The sequence below is a fragment of the Dactylosporangium sp. NPDC050688 genome, assembly GCF_040654515.1.
Taxonomy (GTDB): Bacteria; Actinomycetota; Actinomycetes; order Mycobacteriales; family Micromonosporaceae; genus Dactylosporangium.
In genome coordinates this window covers 202,226-216,810 of record NZ_JBFAIC010000005.1, presented here as the reverse complement: position 1 = coordinate 216,810, position 14,585 = coordinate 202,226, and the positions used below count along the sequence as shown (strand labels likewise).

Genomic DNA, 14,585 nt, shown 5'->3' with positions numbered 1-14,585 from the left:
TCACCGCAGGGCACCGGACAGGCTGAGGATGTCGATGAATGCGTCGATCGTCGCCGGCACCGGCCACGCCGGCTGGCGCATCGCGGCCAGGTCGGCGGCGGCGCGGGCCGCCACGTCGGGGACCCCGGCCTCGACAGCCTTGCCGAGCACGGTCCAGCCGGCCTCCCACCGCTCGCGGGTGGTGTTGCTCTGCACGGCCGACACGACCGCGGTCAGGAACGCCAGCTGCCGGTCGCCGCGCGTCGGCAGGTGGAACGCGTCGGGGTTGGCCAGGACCCGGTTGGGGTCGGGCAGGTCGAGCTCGTCGAGGTAGTTGACCAGCTCCAGGCCGGCGCCGTCGCCGATCGCGCCGATGAGCGCCGTGGACAGCGCGGGGCGGGTCGCGTCGCTGGCCATGCCGAACGTCAGCAGTCGCAGCGCCATCTCCCACGTGCGCGGCGACGGCCACGCCCCGCCGCGGGCCTCGGCGTCGGCGGGCAGGTGGTGCGCCAGGCCCGGCCGGGCGGTGAGGAACCCCGACAGCGTGCCCCGGGCCCGCGCCAGCGCCGACGCCGCCTTCCTCGGGTCGACGCGGGGGATGTCGGCGGTCGGCCAGGTGCCGGCGAGGCCGCGGGCGACGACCGCCGGGTCGTGCGTCCAGTGCAGGTGGACGAACCGGTTGGCCAGCGGGGGGCTCAGGTGCCAGCCGTCGGCGGCGCTGGCCGGCGGGTTGGCCGCGGCGACGACCCGCACCGCGGGCGGCAGCTCGAGGCTGCCGACGCGCCGCTCCAGGACCACCCGCAGCAGCGCCGCCTGCACCGCCGGCGGCGCCGAGGACAGCTCGTCGAAGAACACCAGCCCGTAGCCGCGTTTCGCCAGCCGGACCGCCCAGTCCGGCGGCGCCATCGGCACGCCCTGCGTCGCCGGGTCGTCGCCGACGACGGGCAGGCCGGCGAAGTCGGACGGCTCGTGGATGCTGGCGATGACCGTCTCCATCGGCACCTCGAGCCGGTCCGCCAGCTGCTGCAGCGCCGAGGACTTGCCGATGCCGGGCTCGCCCCACAGCAGCACCGGCAGGTTGGCGGACACGGCGAGGGCGAGCGCCTCCAGCTGCGTGTTGTCGCGGCGCTCCACGCGCGTGGAGCGGGTCGCGGCGAGCAGCTCGTCGGCCGCGGCGAGCAGGGTCAGCGCCGTGGGTTCTGCGGTCATGCGCGACACGGTAGCCGCCGGGTACGACATTTCCCGACCGGATTCCCGAGGGAGGCGCGGCGTCAGCGAAGGGCCGACAGGAGCGCCGGCTCGGGCGGTCTCCCGGCCGCCTGCGCCAGCTCGAGGCAGCCGGCACCGGCGAACGTGACGGCCCGCACGTCCGCGCCCATCGTCACGAGCGTCCGCACGGCGGTGACCGTGCCGCCGTTGGCGACCGCGTACAGCAGCGGGGTGTGTCCGGCGCCGTCGCGGGCCTCCAGGTCCAGCCCCGCGGCGAGCAGGTCCAGCAGCAGCTCCTCGACGTCGCGGTCCGGCCCGCCGGGCAGCGCCGCGGCCAGGTGCAGCAGCGTGCGCCGTGCGGGGTCACGCAGCCACGGGTCGCCGCCGGCCGCGAGCCACGCCGAGAGGGCGGGCGCGTCACCGTGCTGCGCCAGGCGTACCAGTACCGCCCGCCGCAACCGCAACGCCTTCGGCAACGCGGCCAGCGGGTCGTGCCAGCCGAGGTCCGCCGGGTCGGCGAGCTGCCAGGCCCCGTCGCGGCGCACCCGGACCGGCCCGGTGCCCGGCACCGGCGACGGCGGCATCGACCGCAGCCCCGGGAAGAGTGCCGCGCCGACGAGCGGGTGCAGCGCCGACGCCGGCAGCATCCCGAGCCGCACCAGGTCGACGTCGGCGGGCCGCTCGACCAGCGGCGCGGGCAGCGCGCGACCGGCGGTGCCGGGACCCACCATGCCGCCGGTCAGATCCAGCCGCCACACGCCACGGGCCGGGACCGCGCCGGCACCGTCGAGTCCGGCCAGCCGCCACGCGCCGGCCCAGTCCCCGGCGTCCTGCAGCGCGATGACGTGCTCGGTCAGGCCCCAGCGCGCCTCCGGCAGCCGGGCCCCGCCCGCGTCCAGGAACGGCACCCGCGACCCGGCGCCCGCGCCGCGCTCGCCGAGGGACCCGGTGTGCCGGCTGTCCCACTGTTCCCGGCTGTACCGCAGCGACCAGCGCGACAAGTCCGGCGGCGGGCCGTACCGCAGCGCCAGCCGACCGGGCCCGCGCCGCTGCACCCACAGCGCCCGGCCGGCCGCGGGTTCGCTGAGCACGGTGCCGGGCGCGGCCGGGTCCAGGTGCCAGCGCAGCAGGTCCGGCACGAGGTGCCGCAGGTCGTCCTCGACCCGCGCGGCGGTCCCGGCCCCGTCGGCGCGGGTGATCGCCGGCAGGTCGACCTCGACGTCCACGAGGGCCGCCGCGCACGCGCCACGCCAGTCACCGGCGAGCCGCCTCCGCGCCGCCGCCGTGATCATCCACGCGGGCACCGAGACCCGCCGCACCCACCGCGCCGCCGCCAGTTCACGCCGCCAGCTCACGCCGTCACCTCCGCTACGCTCCGGCGCCGCCGCGAGCCAGCACTGCGCCCATGGTTCGCGGCCCTCCGCTCCGCTCCCGGACCGCTCACGCCGCCCTCCGCTCCGCTCCCGGACCGCTCACGCCGCCCCCTCCGCTACGCTCCGGCGCCGCCGCGAGCCAGCACTGCGCCCATGGTTCGCGGCCCTCCGCTCCGCTCCCGGACCGCTCACGCCGCCCTCCGCTCCGCTCCCGGACCGCTCACGCCGTCACCTCCGCTACGCTCCAGCGCCGCCGCGAGCTCACGACGCCACAGCGGGCAGCCGCGCCTCGGTGGCCGTGGTCATGGCAGGTCGGCCGGGTCGGCGCCGAGGTCCAGCAGCGCCCGGACCGCCTCGGGCGTGCCGCCGGCCGTGACGGCGTGCCGCAGCGGCGTCAGTCCGGCCCGGTCGCGGGCCTGCGGGTTGAGCCCGGCGTGCCGCAGCCGCGCCACCACCGGCTCCGGCTCCGGCAGCCACGCGAGCAGGTGCAGCAGCGTGCGGCCGAGGTGGTCGCGCAGGTGCGGGTCCAGGCCGGCGTCCAGCCACGCGGCGAGCGCCGGGCCGTCTCCGTTGACGGCGTGCTCCACGACGTCGCGGCGGCGCAGCCGCAACGCCTTCGGGGTCCACCCCTCGGGGCCGCGCCACCCGGCCAGGGCCGCGAAGCACCCGCGCAGCGGTGCCCCGCCGAGCGCGCGCAGGGCCAGCTCCCGGCGGACCTCCTCGACCGTGTGGTGGCCGTCGCCGAGGATGTGCCACTCGCCCTGGCAGCGCACCCGTACCGGCGGCAGGTCAGGGACCGGGTCCGGCGGGCCGTCGAAGAGCCCGGCGAGGCCTGGGAAAAGGGCGTCGCCGACCAGCGGGTGCAGGTGCTCCAGCGGCAGCAGCCCGTGGCGGACGAGGTCGAAGTCCACCGGCCGTTCGGCGAGGACCACCGGCAGCTCGGGCGCCGGCGGCTGGCCGCTGCCGTGGAAGACCCGCAGGTCCGCGTCGACGGTCAGCCAGGTGCCGATGGTGGCGCCGAGCCGGACCCGGATCCGGTCGCGGCGGGCGGTGACGGCGGTCCGCACCCGGGCGAGGTCGAGGCGGGCGGCGCGCAGGTACGGCCCGATCCACGACCCCCGCCCGATCAGCTCCCGCAGCGGCCCGACGTCGAAGCCGGCCAGGCTCCACGCCGCCGCCCAGTCACCGGCGTCCTGGGCGGCGAGCACCCGTTCCAGGCCGGCCCACGCCGGCTCGGGCAGGGGGTCGCCGGTCGCGGTGAGGCCCGGCAGGTGCCCGTCGTACCCGCCGCAGCGGTCCAGCAGCGCACCGGCGTGCCGGCTGTCCCACCGCTCCCGGGCCCGCTCCAGGCCGTGCACCGCACCCAGCGGCCCGGCGGCGTCGAGCTCGGCGAACACCAGCTCCAGGCGCCGGCTGGGCGTACCGGGGTGCCGGGCCCGCACCTGCAGCGCCAGCCGCCCGTGTACGGCCAGCGGCACCGCACCCGGCACCAGCACCGGGTCGGGCTCGGGCCGCAGCAGGTGCCAGCGCAGCAGGTCCGGGGCGAGGTGGCGCAGGTCGTCCTCGACGGCCGCGGCGACCTCGGCGCCGTGCTGCCGCCGGATCAGGGCCGGGTCGAGGGCGACGTCGACGCCGGCCGCGTCGCAGGCGCCGCGCCAGTCCCCGGCGAGCCGGCGATCGGTGGCCCGCCCGATCATCCAGCGGGGCACCGAGCAGCGCCGCAGCCGCCGCCACGCGCGCAGCTGCCTGGTCGTCCGGGTGCCCGCGTTCACTCGCCGGGCGGCCGCAGGAACGCCAGCTCCGGCCGGCCGAAGCGCTCCAGGGTGTCGGCGAAGGACACGCCGTTGTCGTCGACGGTGTCCGGGTCGGCGCCGGCGTCCAGCAGCGCGCGGATGACGAGGACGGAGCCGGAGTCGTACACGGCGGTCTGCAGCGGGGTCATGCCGCGCCGGTCCCGGGCCTCCAGGTCCAGGCCGGCGGCGAGGAGCCGGTGCAGCAGCGCCAGGTCGTCCGGTCCGCCGGTCAGGCCGTTGAGGTGGTGCAGCAGGGTGCGGCCGTGCGGGTCGCGGGCGTGCGGGTCGACGCCGGCGTCGAGCAGCTCCAGCACGCCGGGCAGGTCGCCGTGCTGGGCCCGGAGCATGAGGTCGCGGCGCAGCTCGTGCAGGGCGCGGGGGAGCGTCGCGCCGGGTTCGCGCCAGGCGCGTTCGGCGGCGAGGCACCCGTACACCTGACCGCCGAGTGCGACGAGAGCCTCTTCGCGGCGACGTTCGTCGTCGTCGTGCGGGACCTCGAACCGCCCGCCGGTCATCCGCACGTGGTGCCACGCGCCGCCGCGGCAGCGCAGCCGGGCCTCGGGCGCCGGCGGTGGCGTGACCCGCGGCAGGAGCGGCTCGGCCTCGGGGAAGAACGCGGCGTGGACGAGCGGGTGCAGCGCGCCGACGGGCAGCACGCCGGCGCGGACGAGCTCGCCGTCGATCGGCCGCTGGTAGGGCGCCGGGTCGAGGTGCCAGTCGGCGTTGCGGTCGCGGTAGCCGGTCGCCACCCACTCACCGGTCAGCTGCGGGCCGTCGAAGCCGGTGAGCCGCACGATGTGGCTCCAGCCGAACGGCACCCCGACCTGCGCGTCGCCCGGGCCGGCGCCGGCGGCCTGCTTGCGGGCGGCGTCCACGACGGCGGCGTGCTCGCCGAGGAACCCGCGCCAGTGCTGCTGCAGGATCCGCTCGCCCCAGTGGTTGGGCGGCTGCGGCGGGTCGGCGACGTCGGCGCCGGCCGCCTGCCACGCCTCGCGGTGCCGCCCGGCGTCGTGCAGGGTCAGGATCCGCTCGGTGCGCCCCCACGCCCGCTCCGGCAGCGGGTTGCCGGCCGGGTCGAAGAACGGCAGGTGGGTCCAGCCGCAGCCGGCCAGCAGCGTGCCGGACGCGCGGGCATCCCACAGGTGCCGCCGGTCGCGGTAGTCGTGCAGGGCGTGGAACGGGCGGGGCCCCTCGTCCCACTCCCAGTCCTCCCACGCGTCCGGGTCGATCGGCTCGGCGGTGACGAACAGGCGCAGCCGCTGCGAGCCGAACCCGAGGCGGGTCCCGCCGACGTACAGCGCCGGCCCGCCGGGTGTACCGGCGAGGTGGAAGACCTGCCGCGGGTCGAGGTGGGTGTCGCCGCGGCCCGGTTTGCGGGGCAGGTGCCAGCGCAGCAGGTCGGGGGCGAAGTGCGCAAGGTCGTCCTCGAACGGCGCGAAGTCGCCGCGGGCCACGGCGGCGGCGTCCACGTCGACGTTCGCGGCGGCGCAGGCGGCCTGCCAGTCGCCGGCGAGGCGGGCCAGCGTCGCGGCCCGGATCATCGACGGCGGCGTCGCCCAGCGCCGGATCCGGCCCCAGTTGCCGGCGCCGGCGCGGGTCAGTGTCGTCACCGGTACACGCTCACGATCTCGCTGCCGGGTCCGGCGTCGGCCGGCGGGAGCAGCGCGCTGATGGCCCGTTTCACCCGGCGCGGCACGTCCGGGCCGAGCGCGAGACGGGTCAGGTCGGTGGAGGGCAGCGCCGCGAGCAGCGCCTTCGCGCCGCGGCCGCCGACGCCGGTGTGGCGCAGGTCGAGCCGGCGCAGGCGGGTGCCTGGCAGGGCCGCGGCGAGCAGCGCGGCGCCGTCGTCGCCGACCACGTTGTCGGCGGCGCCGAGCACCCGCAGCGACTGCGGCCGGCTCAGGTCGAGGCTGTCCAGCAGGTGCAGCTGGCCGGCGACGGCGGCGACGGTCGCGGGCGACAGGCCGTTGCCGCCGAGCCCGAGGGTGCTGCCGGGCGCGTGCAGCGCGTCGACGACGGGGGCGACGCCATCGTCGCCGAGCCGGTTCGCGGCGAGGAACAGCCCGCGCACCCCGGCCTCGCGCACCAGCCGGGCCAGCAGCGGGCCCGCGGACGGGCCGAGGCCGTTGCCGCCGAGGAACACCCGGGTCACCGGGGCGGGCCGGGCGGCGAGCGCGTCGACGAGCGTCTCCAGCCCGGCGGCCGTCAGCCCGGTGTTGACCAGGTCGACGGTGTCGATGGTGGTGTTGCGCCGCAGCGTCGCGGCGAGCGCGGCCACGCCCTCGTCGCCGAGCGGGTTGCGTTTCAGCCACAGCGCCCGCACCCGGTCGTCGGCGGTGAGCCGCTCGAACAGCGGTGCCGCGCCGGCCGCGTCGATGGCGTTGCAGCCGAGGTACAGCGTCTCGACCCGGTGCCCGTGCGGCAGCCCGGACGCGAGCGCGGCGGTGCCGGTGGCGCCGAGGCCGTTGGTGCCCAGCAGCAGGTGCACCGCGTGCGGGGAGCCGACGACCCGGTCCAGGACCTGGGTGACGCCGGCCGGCCCGAGTCCCTGCTTGCACAGGTCGACCCGGCCGTCGGGCTGCAGCGTGCCGAGCGGGAACCGTTCGGTGCCGCGCACCGGCTCGGGGTCGGTGAGCCGCCGCAGCAGCGGCGCCAGGTCGGCGAGGTCGGCCTGCGCGACGGCCGGCACCGCCAGGACCGGGCACGCGATCCCGGGGCTGTCGAGGTTGTCGTCTACCACTGCACCACCTGGTAGTCCTTCAGGAAGACGCCGGAGATCCGGTCGCCGTGCACGCCGCGCACGATCGGGTCGTACACCCTGGCGGCGCCGTCGACCACGTCGAGGGGCACCCGGAAGCCGGCCTCGTGGAAGGCCTCCTTCGTGCCCTGCGGCCGCTCGTCGGTGACCCAGCCGGTGTCGACGCTGGTGACGTGGATGCCGTCGCGGGCGTAGTCCTCGGCGATGGTCCGGGTCAGCATGTTCAGGCCGGCCTTGGCCATGTTCGTGTGCGGGTGCCGGCTCGTCTTGTTGCGCCGGCTGAAGCTGCCTTCCATGGCCGACACGTTCACCACGTACCGGTCGGGGTGCGGCGAGGCGAGCATCAGCGGGCGCAGCCGGGCGGTGAGCAGGAACGGCACGAACGCGTTGACGACCTGCACCTCCATCCACTCCCGAGGGGTGACCTCGTGCAGGTGCAGCACCCAGCTGTTGACGGGGCGCAGGTCGAGCGGCTCGCCGGTCTCGTCGACCATGCCGAGCGGGAAGTAGTCCACTGTGGAGCGCAGGGCCGGCACCTGGGTGGCGGGGACCACCGGCACCGGCGCCGGCAGGGCGTGCTGCTCGGCGGCGCGCAGGGCGCGGTGGTACTCGTACGGCCGGGAGATCGTCTGCGCCGCGTTGTTGACGAGGATGTCGAGGTGGCCCCAGCGCTCGGTGACCGCGTCGACGAGGCCGACGACCGCGGGCAGGTCCAGGAAGTCCACGCCGTGCACCCGCAGCCGGTCCTGCCAGTCGGTGAAGTCGGCCTCGGCGGCGAAGCGGCGGGCGGCGTCGTGCGGGAAGCGGGTCGTGACGATGACGTCGGCGCCGTCGCGCAGCAGCTTCAGTGCGGTCTGGTAGCCGATCTTGATCCGGCCGCCGGTGACGAGCGCGCGCCGGCCGCGCAGGTCGCAGCGGGCGGTGCGGCGGGCCGTGTTGCCGGTCGAGCACGGCTGGCACATGAGCGGATACGCGCGGTTGACGGTGCGGTAGTGCTTCTTGCACACGTAGCAGCGCCGGGCCCGCAGCAGCCTGGCGTCCTGCGCCGGTTCGTCCTGCGGCGGTCCGTCCTTGCCGGCGCCGGTCAGCAGCCGCAGGTCGTGCGCGCCGGCCGCGGTGCGTCTGGCCGTCTTCTGCAGCTTCTTGCGGCTCTTGTACACGCTGACGACCGCCTCGCGCACCTGCTGCGCCGACGGGTCGTCGTCGTCCGCGCCGTTGAGCGCGGCGAGCACACGCAGGCAGGCCGCGACGTCGGAGGGGTCCAGACGATGCACCGGCAGAGCCTAGCCCCTGCGCGCAAGCCCGCGTCCGTGGACCGTGCGGCGGCGTTCGTCGGTGGACCGGCCGGAATCGAACCGGCGTCCTCCGCTCTGGCAAAGCGGTGCGTCGACCTCTGCGCTACGGCCCACCGCGGTGCAGCATAGCCGCACGGTGCATGAGGGCAGAGCCGGTCGGAATCGAACCGACGTCCTCCAGCGTGCTGTGCCGGCGCGACGACCTCTGCGCTACGACCCTGCCGGCGGGTAGCTTAGTACCCTCGTGCGAGGTTGGTAGAGCTGGTGCAGCACGAAGGTGTTGCCGTCGGGGTCGGAGAAGCTCGTGACCCGCGAGAACGGCCCTTCCTCGATCGGCCCGTCGAAGACGATGCCGCGCTCGGAGAGCTCCTCGTAGGTCTTCTCGATGTCGTCGGTGTCCAGCACGATGCCGCGCAGCGAGCCCGCCGGCATCGTCTCGAACCAGGTGACGAGCGTGAACGCGGTCTGGCCGTGCTTGGGCGCCACCTCGACCCACCGGCGGTCGCCGGTGTCGTTGTCGCTGACCAGCTCCCACTCCAGTGCGTTGACGTAGAAGTCGCGTGCCCGGTCCTGGTCGCTCACCGGGATGGACACGATCTGCACGTGATCGATCGGCATGCCTTGCAGGGTACCGCCGGGAGTGTCCGTCTCGTGGCGAATTGCACCTGCTACAGCAGGACCCATTCGGTGTGCACGGCGGTGCCGTCGACGGGCTCGCACCGCAGCCGGACCGACCCCGCCGCGACCCCCTGGAACCGGAACCGGCCCTCGTCGTCGACGTCGGTCTCGTGGCTGCCGCCGGGGGACTCCAGCACCACCCTGGCCGGCACCGGCGGGGACACCTCACCGACCACCTCGACCGCGCCCTCGCGCATGGTGGCCTGCACGTCGATCGTCAGCGAGCCGCCGAAGAACGACAACAGCCGGGGCGAGCCGCCGCCGCGGACCGCGACGAGCCGCTGTGCGGCGGAGTCGGCGGTGAGCTCGGCCAGGGCCGCGTCCGGATCGCGCCAGGCGATGCTGGCCCGCGCGGCGGACAGGACGGCCTCCGGCACCGGGTCGCGCCGGCCCGCGATGTCGCGCAATGCCCTCAGCACCTCTTCCTCCCCGATCATCGGGTCGGCCCAGCCCAGAACGTCATGTCGAACCCAATCTGCGTCGCAGCGTGCCGAGGCAGCGCTGCCGGGTCGGTCCGATGCTGCCGACCGGCACGTCGAGCGCCGCCGACACCTCGGCGTAGCTCGGCGGGGGATCGGCGATGAGCACCCGCAGCAGCTGCTGGCAGGGGCCCGACAGTGCGCGGAACTCGTGCCACAGCGCCGCGTCGCGCTCGTCGCGCAGGACACCGGCGTCGAGCTCCTCGTCGTCGTCGGCCAGGACCCCGCCGAGGATGCCGACGAAGTCGGTGGCCGCGCCCGCCGGCACGTCGCGCCCGCCACGGCGCAGCAGGGCCAGGGCCTCCCGCCGGGCGGTGGTGGCGAGCCACGAGCCGAGCTTGTCCGGGTCGCGGACGTCGGCGATGTGCTCGACCAGCCGCAGCCAGGTCGCCTGGCTCACGTCGGAGGCGTCGGACTGGCCGAGCTGGAAGCTGCGTGCGACCGACCAGACAAGGTTGGCGTATCTGTCCACGATGGACTCCCAAGCCTTCTGGTCGCCGGCGGCGGCCGCCCTCAGGACCGCGGCGTTTTCAGGCTCAGCCATGGTCTCGAAGGCTATCACCGCTGCCCCCGGGTGACGGGATGCGGCGACCTGCGTGCCGCACCCCGTCACCCTCCTCCCCCTGGTGTGGCTGCGCTGCTGGGTGCCGGGCCGGCGCGGGCGCATGATGATCACGCCAGCCCCGCGTAGCGGCCGTACCGCCGGGACGCCCCGGCGATGACCGCCTCCGCCGCCAGCCGGGCCGAACCGGCCCCGGGCAGCGCGTCGGCGATCGCCGCGGCGACGAACGGCGCCGCGAACGACGTGCCGCTCCACGTCGCCCAGCCGTCCTCGAACCCGTCGTGGTGCACGAACGTGCTGGTGACCTCGGCGCCCGGCGCCGCGAGTGTGATCCACGTGCCGGTGTTGCTCCAGTCGCTGATCCGCCAGCCGTCGTGTGCCGCGACGGCGATGATGCGCCGCCGCCACGGCACGTTGGTGCCGGCGTACGCGGCCGGCCAGAACGGCCGGTCGTGCTGACCGTCGTTGCCGGCCGCGGCGACCACCACCCGGTCGCCGCTGCCCAGCAGCCGGGCCAGTGCCGTGGTCAGCAGCGGTGGCGGCCGGTCGTCGAGCGTGTAACCGCCCAGCGACAGGTTGATGATCTGATGGTCGTACGCCTGCCCGAGACCGGCGACCAGGTCGCTCTCACGGCAGACCCCGAACGTGTCGACGATCCTCATCACCCTTGGCCGCACCCGCTCCGACCTGGCCAGCAGCACCCCGGCGACGAAGTTGGCGTGCCCGACGTCGCCGCCGCGGATCCCCTCCTCGTCGACGCCGGCGTCCAGGCCCGATCCGAAGTCGTCGGCGACATACCGGTCCTTGGGCAGCGGGCTGTCCAGCCATACCCCGGTGTCCAGCACGAGCACCTCGACCTCCGGCACCTCACGGTCACGGACCGTGAGCCGCCCCGGCGCCGCCGGCCGCGGCGGCCCGTAGGGCCCCGCGTGCTCGAACGGCGTCGACACGAACACGTGATTCGGCCCGGCGGCCACCCTGGTCTCACCGGCCGCCTCGGCCTGGACGCGCACCCGCCTCGCGGCGCGCGCGACGTCCAGGCCGGGCAGCCGCACCCGCCGGAACCCGTCCGGGACATCCCCCTCCTCCACGATGTCCCGGGCGGTGAAGCCCTGCTCCGCGAACGCCTGACAGGCGGTGGCGAAGTGGTCGTCGAGCACCAGCAGCTCGTCGGCGGCGAAGCGCACCGGCGTGCCGTCGGCGCGGTCCTCGCGACGCACCCACCTCAGCCCGGCGAGCCGGCGGGCGCGTCGCGACCGCCACTGCTCCGCACGGGCGTCCGCTGGTGCCATGGCTCCTCCTCACGTGGTCTGCAAAGAAGAGGCGGGCCGTCGGCTTCCTGATACAAAAACCTTGCCGAGGTCGTCCCCCGCTGTTTTCTGTCGTACGCGGGCGGCATGATGATGCCCGTGGCGAGCATCGACCAGCAGACCGTGACCCGTGAGATCACCGTGCTCGAAGTGACCGTCGCCGGCGCGGCCGGCGAGGTGCGGTCGCTGGTGCGGCCCGACGACACCGTGACCATCGGCCGCGACGCCGCCAACGACCTGGTGGTCGAGGGGACGTTGATCTCCCGGCGGCACGCCGAGGTGATCTGGAACGACGACGGGTGGTTCCTGCGCGACCTCGGCAGCCGCAACGGCACGTATGTCGACGGGGAGAAGGCCGCGTTCGTCGCCGCCGTCGACGGGGGAGCGGTGCACCTCGGCGCCGCCGACGGCCCCGCCGTCCGGTTCAAGGTCGTCACGATCACCGAGGAGGTGCCGCGGCAGCCGGCGCCCCCGGCCGCGCCGCCGCCGGCACCGAGGGAGGCCGCGCTGTACACCGCGGGCGCGCTGATCCGGATCGGCCGCGCCCCCGACAACGACATCGTGCTCACCGACCTGCGCATCTCCGGCCACCACGCCGAGCTGCGCCGCAGCCCGACCGGCTACGAGGTGGTCGACCTCGGCAGCCGCAACGGCACGTTCCACAACGGCCAGCAGGTCACCCGCCAGGCCCTGCAGCCCGGCGACATGATCTCGATCGGCCGGCACGAGTTCATCTTCGACGGGATGCGGCTGCACCAGTTCGAGGACGCCGGCCCGTCCTCCCTCATCGCCGACGACCTCACCGTGCGGATCAACGACGCGATCCTGCTCGACGACGTCAGCTTCGCCCTGACCGAGGGCAGCCTGCTGGCCGTCATCGGGCCCTCCGGCTGCGGCAAGTCGACCCTCGTCAAGGCCGTCGCCGGGCTGCGCCCCGCCAGCCAGGGCACGGTGCGTTACGACGGCCGCGACCTCTACGCCGACTATGCCGAGCTGCGCTACCGCATCGGCATGGTCCCGCAGGACGACGTGCTGCACCGCCAGCTCACCGTGCGCCGGGCACTGCGCTTCGCCGCCGCGCTGCGCTTCGCCGACGACGTGCCGCGCACGGAGCGCCGGGTCCGCGTCGCCGAGGTGCTGCGCACGCTCAACCTCACCGAGCGCGCCAAGATGCGCATCGACAAGCTGTCCGGCGGCCAGCGCAAGCGGGTCTCGGTCGCCCTGGAGCTGCTCACCGAGCCGTCGCTGCTGTTCCTCGACGAGCCGACCTCCGGGCTGGACCCCGCCCTGGACAAGGAGGTCATGGAGGAGCTGCGCGAGCTCGCCGACAAGGGCCGCACCGTGGCCGTCGTGACCCACAACGTGATGCACCTCGACCTGTGCGACCGGGTCCTCGTCCTCACCGTCGGCGGGCGGATGGGCTACTTCGGCCCGCCCGGCGAGCTGCTGTCCTTCTTCGGCGCCGAGGACTACGCCGAGGTGTTCCGCGAGGTGACCACCAACGCGGAGCACTGGCACCGGGCGTACCGCAGCTCGGAGCTGTACACGCGGTATGTGACGGCGCAGATCGCCGAGGCGCCGCTGCCGAAGCCGGCCGCGGTGGAGCGGGTCACGGTCCCGATGCCGCGCGACCCGGCCGCCCCCGCCCCCGCGGCTCCGGCGACCACGGTGCTGCCGGCGGGCGGTGCGGCGGTGCCGGAGTCCGACACCGCCGAGCAGTCGATGCCGGCGCGTCCGGCCGCGGCGGCCACACCGGCCTCCGCCGGCGCAGCGGCCCCGGCAGGCGCAGCGGCACCCGGCCCCGAGGGCGACGGCGGCGGCAGGCCGGCGCGTGCCGTCGGGCGGGCGCGGGTCAAGCTGGGCGGGGCGTCGCTGCGCAGCCGGGCGCTGCACCCGGCGGCGCCGATCCGGCAGTTCCTCACCCTGTGCCTGCGCATGTTCTGGGTCATCGGCGCCGACCGGGGGCTGGCCCTGTTCACCGTCGGCCTGCCGCTCGCCCTCGCCCTGCTCACCCGCACCGTCCCCGGCGAGAACGGCCTGGCGCCGGGACTGACGAAGTACAGCCTGGAGGCCCAGCGGCTGCTCGTCGTGCTCGCCGTCGGCGCCGCGTTCCTCGGCACCGCCGCCGCGATCCGCGAGATCGTCAACGAGGCCACCATCTACAAGCGCGAGCGCGCCGTCGGCCTGTCCGCCGGCGCCTACCTGGCCTCGAAGGTCTTCGTCTTCTCGATCATCATCCTGGCGCAGACGGCCCTGTTCACCTGGCTGGCCCTGCTGGGCAAGAACCCGCCGAAGAACCCCCTGATCTTCCAGGAGCACTGGCTGATCGAGATCAGCATCCCGGTGGCCCTGGTCGCCCTTGCCTCGATGGCCTTCGGCCTGCTCGTCAGCGCCCTGGCCAAGACCACCGAGCAGACCACCCCCGTCCTCGTCGTGGTCGTGATGGCCCAGCTCGTCCTGTCCGGCGGCCTGTTCGAGCTGGAGGGCCAGAAGGTCCTGCAGCAGATCGCCTGGCTCTTCCCGACCCGCTGGGGGCTGGCCGCCGGCGCCTCCACCGTCGACCTGCAGGCGATGATCCCGTTCAAGGACACCCTCTGGGAGCACACCACCGGCGCCTGGTGGCGCTCCGTGCTCATCCTGGTGCTGCAGATCGCCGTCCTGATCGGCCTCGCCCGCCTGGCCCTGCGCCGCCTGGAGCCGGGCCGCCAGTAACACCCCGCACGCACGGGACTTCCCGGCCGGCCCCCTCGGCCGGACTCTCAGCCCCGACGCCGCCCGGCTGGCTGTTCGGGTGGGTTGTTCGGGTGGGTTGTTCGGGTGGCGTGGCCGCCTGCGGTGTTCGCAGTGGCGTGGCTCGCTTGGGGTGTTCGGGTCGGGGCGGCGGGCCGGGGCGGCGGGTCGGGGCGGCGGGCCGGTCCCGCCCGGGCTGGGTTCTTCGGACTGGTCCCGTCCGGACCGGGTTTGTTCGGGGTGGCGTCCCGCGGCGCGGCTCGGCACGCCGACGGCTTACACGACATGCACTCCTGCTGTGACCACGAACGTTCACGGGGTCGTGGCCACAACGGCGCTGTTCTCCTTCGCGGTCGCCAGCTGCGACCTGCGCCCGTCCACGGGGTACGTGCCATGGTGGTAGCGGACCGGCAACCACC

The 14,585-nt window shown here is 75.4% G+C and carries 11 protein-coding genes and 2 tRNA genes; 1 reads left to right on the top strand and 12 read right to left on the bottom strand.

Going from position 1 to position 14,585, the window contains the following annotated elements; translation table 11 throughout:
* From AB0H83_RS07900 to AB0H83_RS07845, 12 genes are all read right to left on the bottom strand, one after another.
* Nucleotides 1–1,188 (bottom strand): AAA family ATPase, encoded by a 1,188-nt coding sequence (locus AB0H83_RS07900; RefSeq protein ID WP_360088635.1) that lies wholly within the window; start codon nucleotides 1,186–1,188, stop codon nucleotides 1–3.
* Nucleotides 1,189–1,250: 62 nt separating this feature from the next.
* Complete coding sequence (locus AB0H83_RS07895; RefSeq protein WP_360088632.1) at nucleotides 1,251–2,543, bottom strand: ankyrin repeat domain-containing protein; 1,293 nt, start codon at nucleotides 2,541–2,543, stop codon at nucleotides 1,251–1,253.
* Between the two features lie 320 nt (nucleotides 2,544–2,863).
* Entirely contained in the window at nucleotides 2,864–4,333 is a 1,470-nt protein-coding gene (locus AB0H83_RS07890; RefSeq protein WP_360088629.1) for a hypothetical protein, read from the bottom strand.
* The gene (locus AB0H83_RS07885; RefSeq protein ID WP_360088777.1) at nucleotides 4,330–5,895 is read right to left on the bottom strand and encodes an ankyrin repeat domain-containing protein; all 1,566 of its coding nucleotides are present in this window, start codon (nucleotides 5,893–5,895) and stop codon (nucleotides 4,330–4,332) included. The genes AB0H83_RS07890 and AB0H83_RS07885 overlap by 4 nt, the downstream gene beginning before the upstream one ends.
* A 65-nt stretch (nucleotides 5,896–5,960) precedes the next feature.
* Nucleotides 5,961–7,094 carry a gala protein gene (locus AB0H83_RS07880; protein ID WP_360088626.1) on the bottom strand — a complete coding sequence of 378 codons (1,134 nt, stop codon included), beginning with the start codon at nucleotides 7,092–7,094 and terminating at the stop codon, nucleotides 5,961–5,963.
* The gene (locus AB0H83_RS07875; RefSeq protein ID WP_360088623.1) at nucleotides 7,088–8,386 is read right to left on the bottom strand and encodes an SDR family NAD(P)-dependent oxidoreductase; all 1,299 of its coding nucleotides are present in this window, start codon (nucleotides 8,384–8,386) and stop codon (nucleotides 7,088–7,090) included. The genes AB0H83_RS07880 and AB0H83_RS07875 overlap by 7 nt, the downstream gene beginning before the upstream one ends.
* Before the next feature lie 61 nt (nucleotides 8,387–8,447).
* Nucleotides 8,448–8,520: transfer RNA gene (locus AB0H83_RS07870), tRNA-Gly, on the bottom strand.
* A 34-nt stretch (nucleotides 8,521–8,554) separates the two neighbouring features.
* Nucleotides 8,555–8,627: transfer RNA gene (locus AB0H83_RS07865), tRNA-Ala, on the bottom strand.
* Entirely contained in the window at nucleotides 8,618–9,025 is a 408-nt protein-coding gene (locus AB0H83_RS07860) for a VOC family protein (RefSeq protein ID WP_360088621.1), read from the bottom strand. The genes AB0H83_RS07865 and AB0H83_RS07860 overlap by 10 nt, the downstream gene beginning before the upstream one ends.
* Nucleotides 9,026–9,075: 50 nt before the next feature.
* Nucleotides 9,076–9,504, bottom strand: coding sequence for a hypothetical protein (locus AB0H83_RS07855; protein ID WP_360088618.1), 429 nt, complete (start codon nucleotides 9,502–9,504; stop codon nucleotides 9,076–9,078).
* A gap of 40 nt (nucleotides 9,505–9,544) precedes the next feature.
* Nucleotides 9,545–10,108 (bottom strand): sigma-70 family RNA polymerase sigma factor, encoded by a 564-nt coding sequence (locus tag AB0H83_RS07850; protein WP_360088615.1) that lies wholly within the window; start codon nucleotides 10,106–10,108, stop codon nucleotides 9,545–9,547.
* Nucleotides 10,109–10,236: 128 nt separating this feature from the next.
* On the bottom strand, nucleotides 10,237–11,418 hold the full coding sequence (locus AB0H83_RS07845) for a S8/S53 family peptidase (RefSeq protein ID WP_360088612.1): 1,182 nt from the start codon (nucleotides 11,416–11,418) through the stop codon (nucleotides 10,237–10,239).
* A gap of 117 nt (nucleotides 11,419–11,535) precedes the next feature.
* Here AB0H83_RS07845 and AB0H83_RS07840 point away from each other — a divergent pair, with 117 nt between their 5' ends.
* Nucleotides 11,536–14,148: an FHA domain-containing protein gene (locus tag AB0H83_RS07840; RefSeq protein ID WP_360088609.1), complete on the top strand. Its 2,613-nt coding sequence runs from the start codon at nucleotides 11,536–11,538 to the stop codon at nucleotides 14,146–14,148.
* The last annotated feature ends 437 nt before the right edge of the window (nucleotides 14,149–14,585 follow it).

Excerpts from the sequence above, each read along its gene's own strand:
- AB0H83_RS07845 (WP_360088612.1), bottom strand. The coding sequence starts at position 11,418 with ATGGCACCAGCGGACGCCCGTGCGGAGCAGTGGCGGTCGCGACGCGCC.
- AB0H83_RS07900 (WP_360088635.1), bottom strand. The coding sequence starts at position 1,188 with ATGACCGCAGAACCCACGGCGCTGACCCTGCTCGCCGCGGCCGACGAG.
- AB0H83_RS07860 (WP_360088621.1), bottom strand. The coding sequence starts at position 9,025 with ATGCCGATCGATCACGTGCAGATCGTGTCCATCCCGGTGAGCGACCAG.
- AB0H83_RS07885 (WP_360088777.1), bottom strand. The coding sequence starts at position 5,895 with ATGATCCGGGCCGCGACGCTGGCCCGCCTCGCCGGCGACTGGCAGGCC.
- AB0H83_RS07850 (WP_360088615.1), bottom strand. The coding sequence starts at position 10,108 with ATGGCTGAGCCTGAAAACGCCGCGGTCCTGAGGGCGGCCGCCGCCGGC.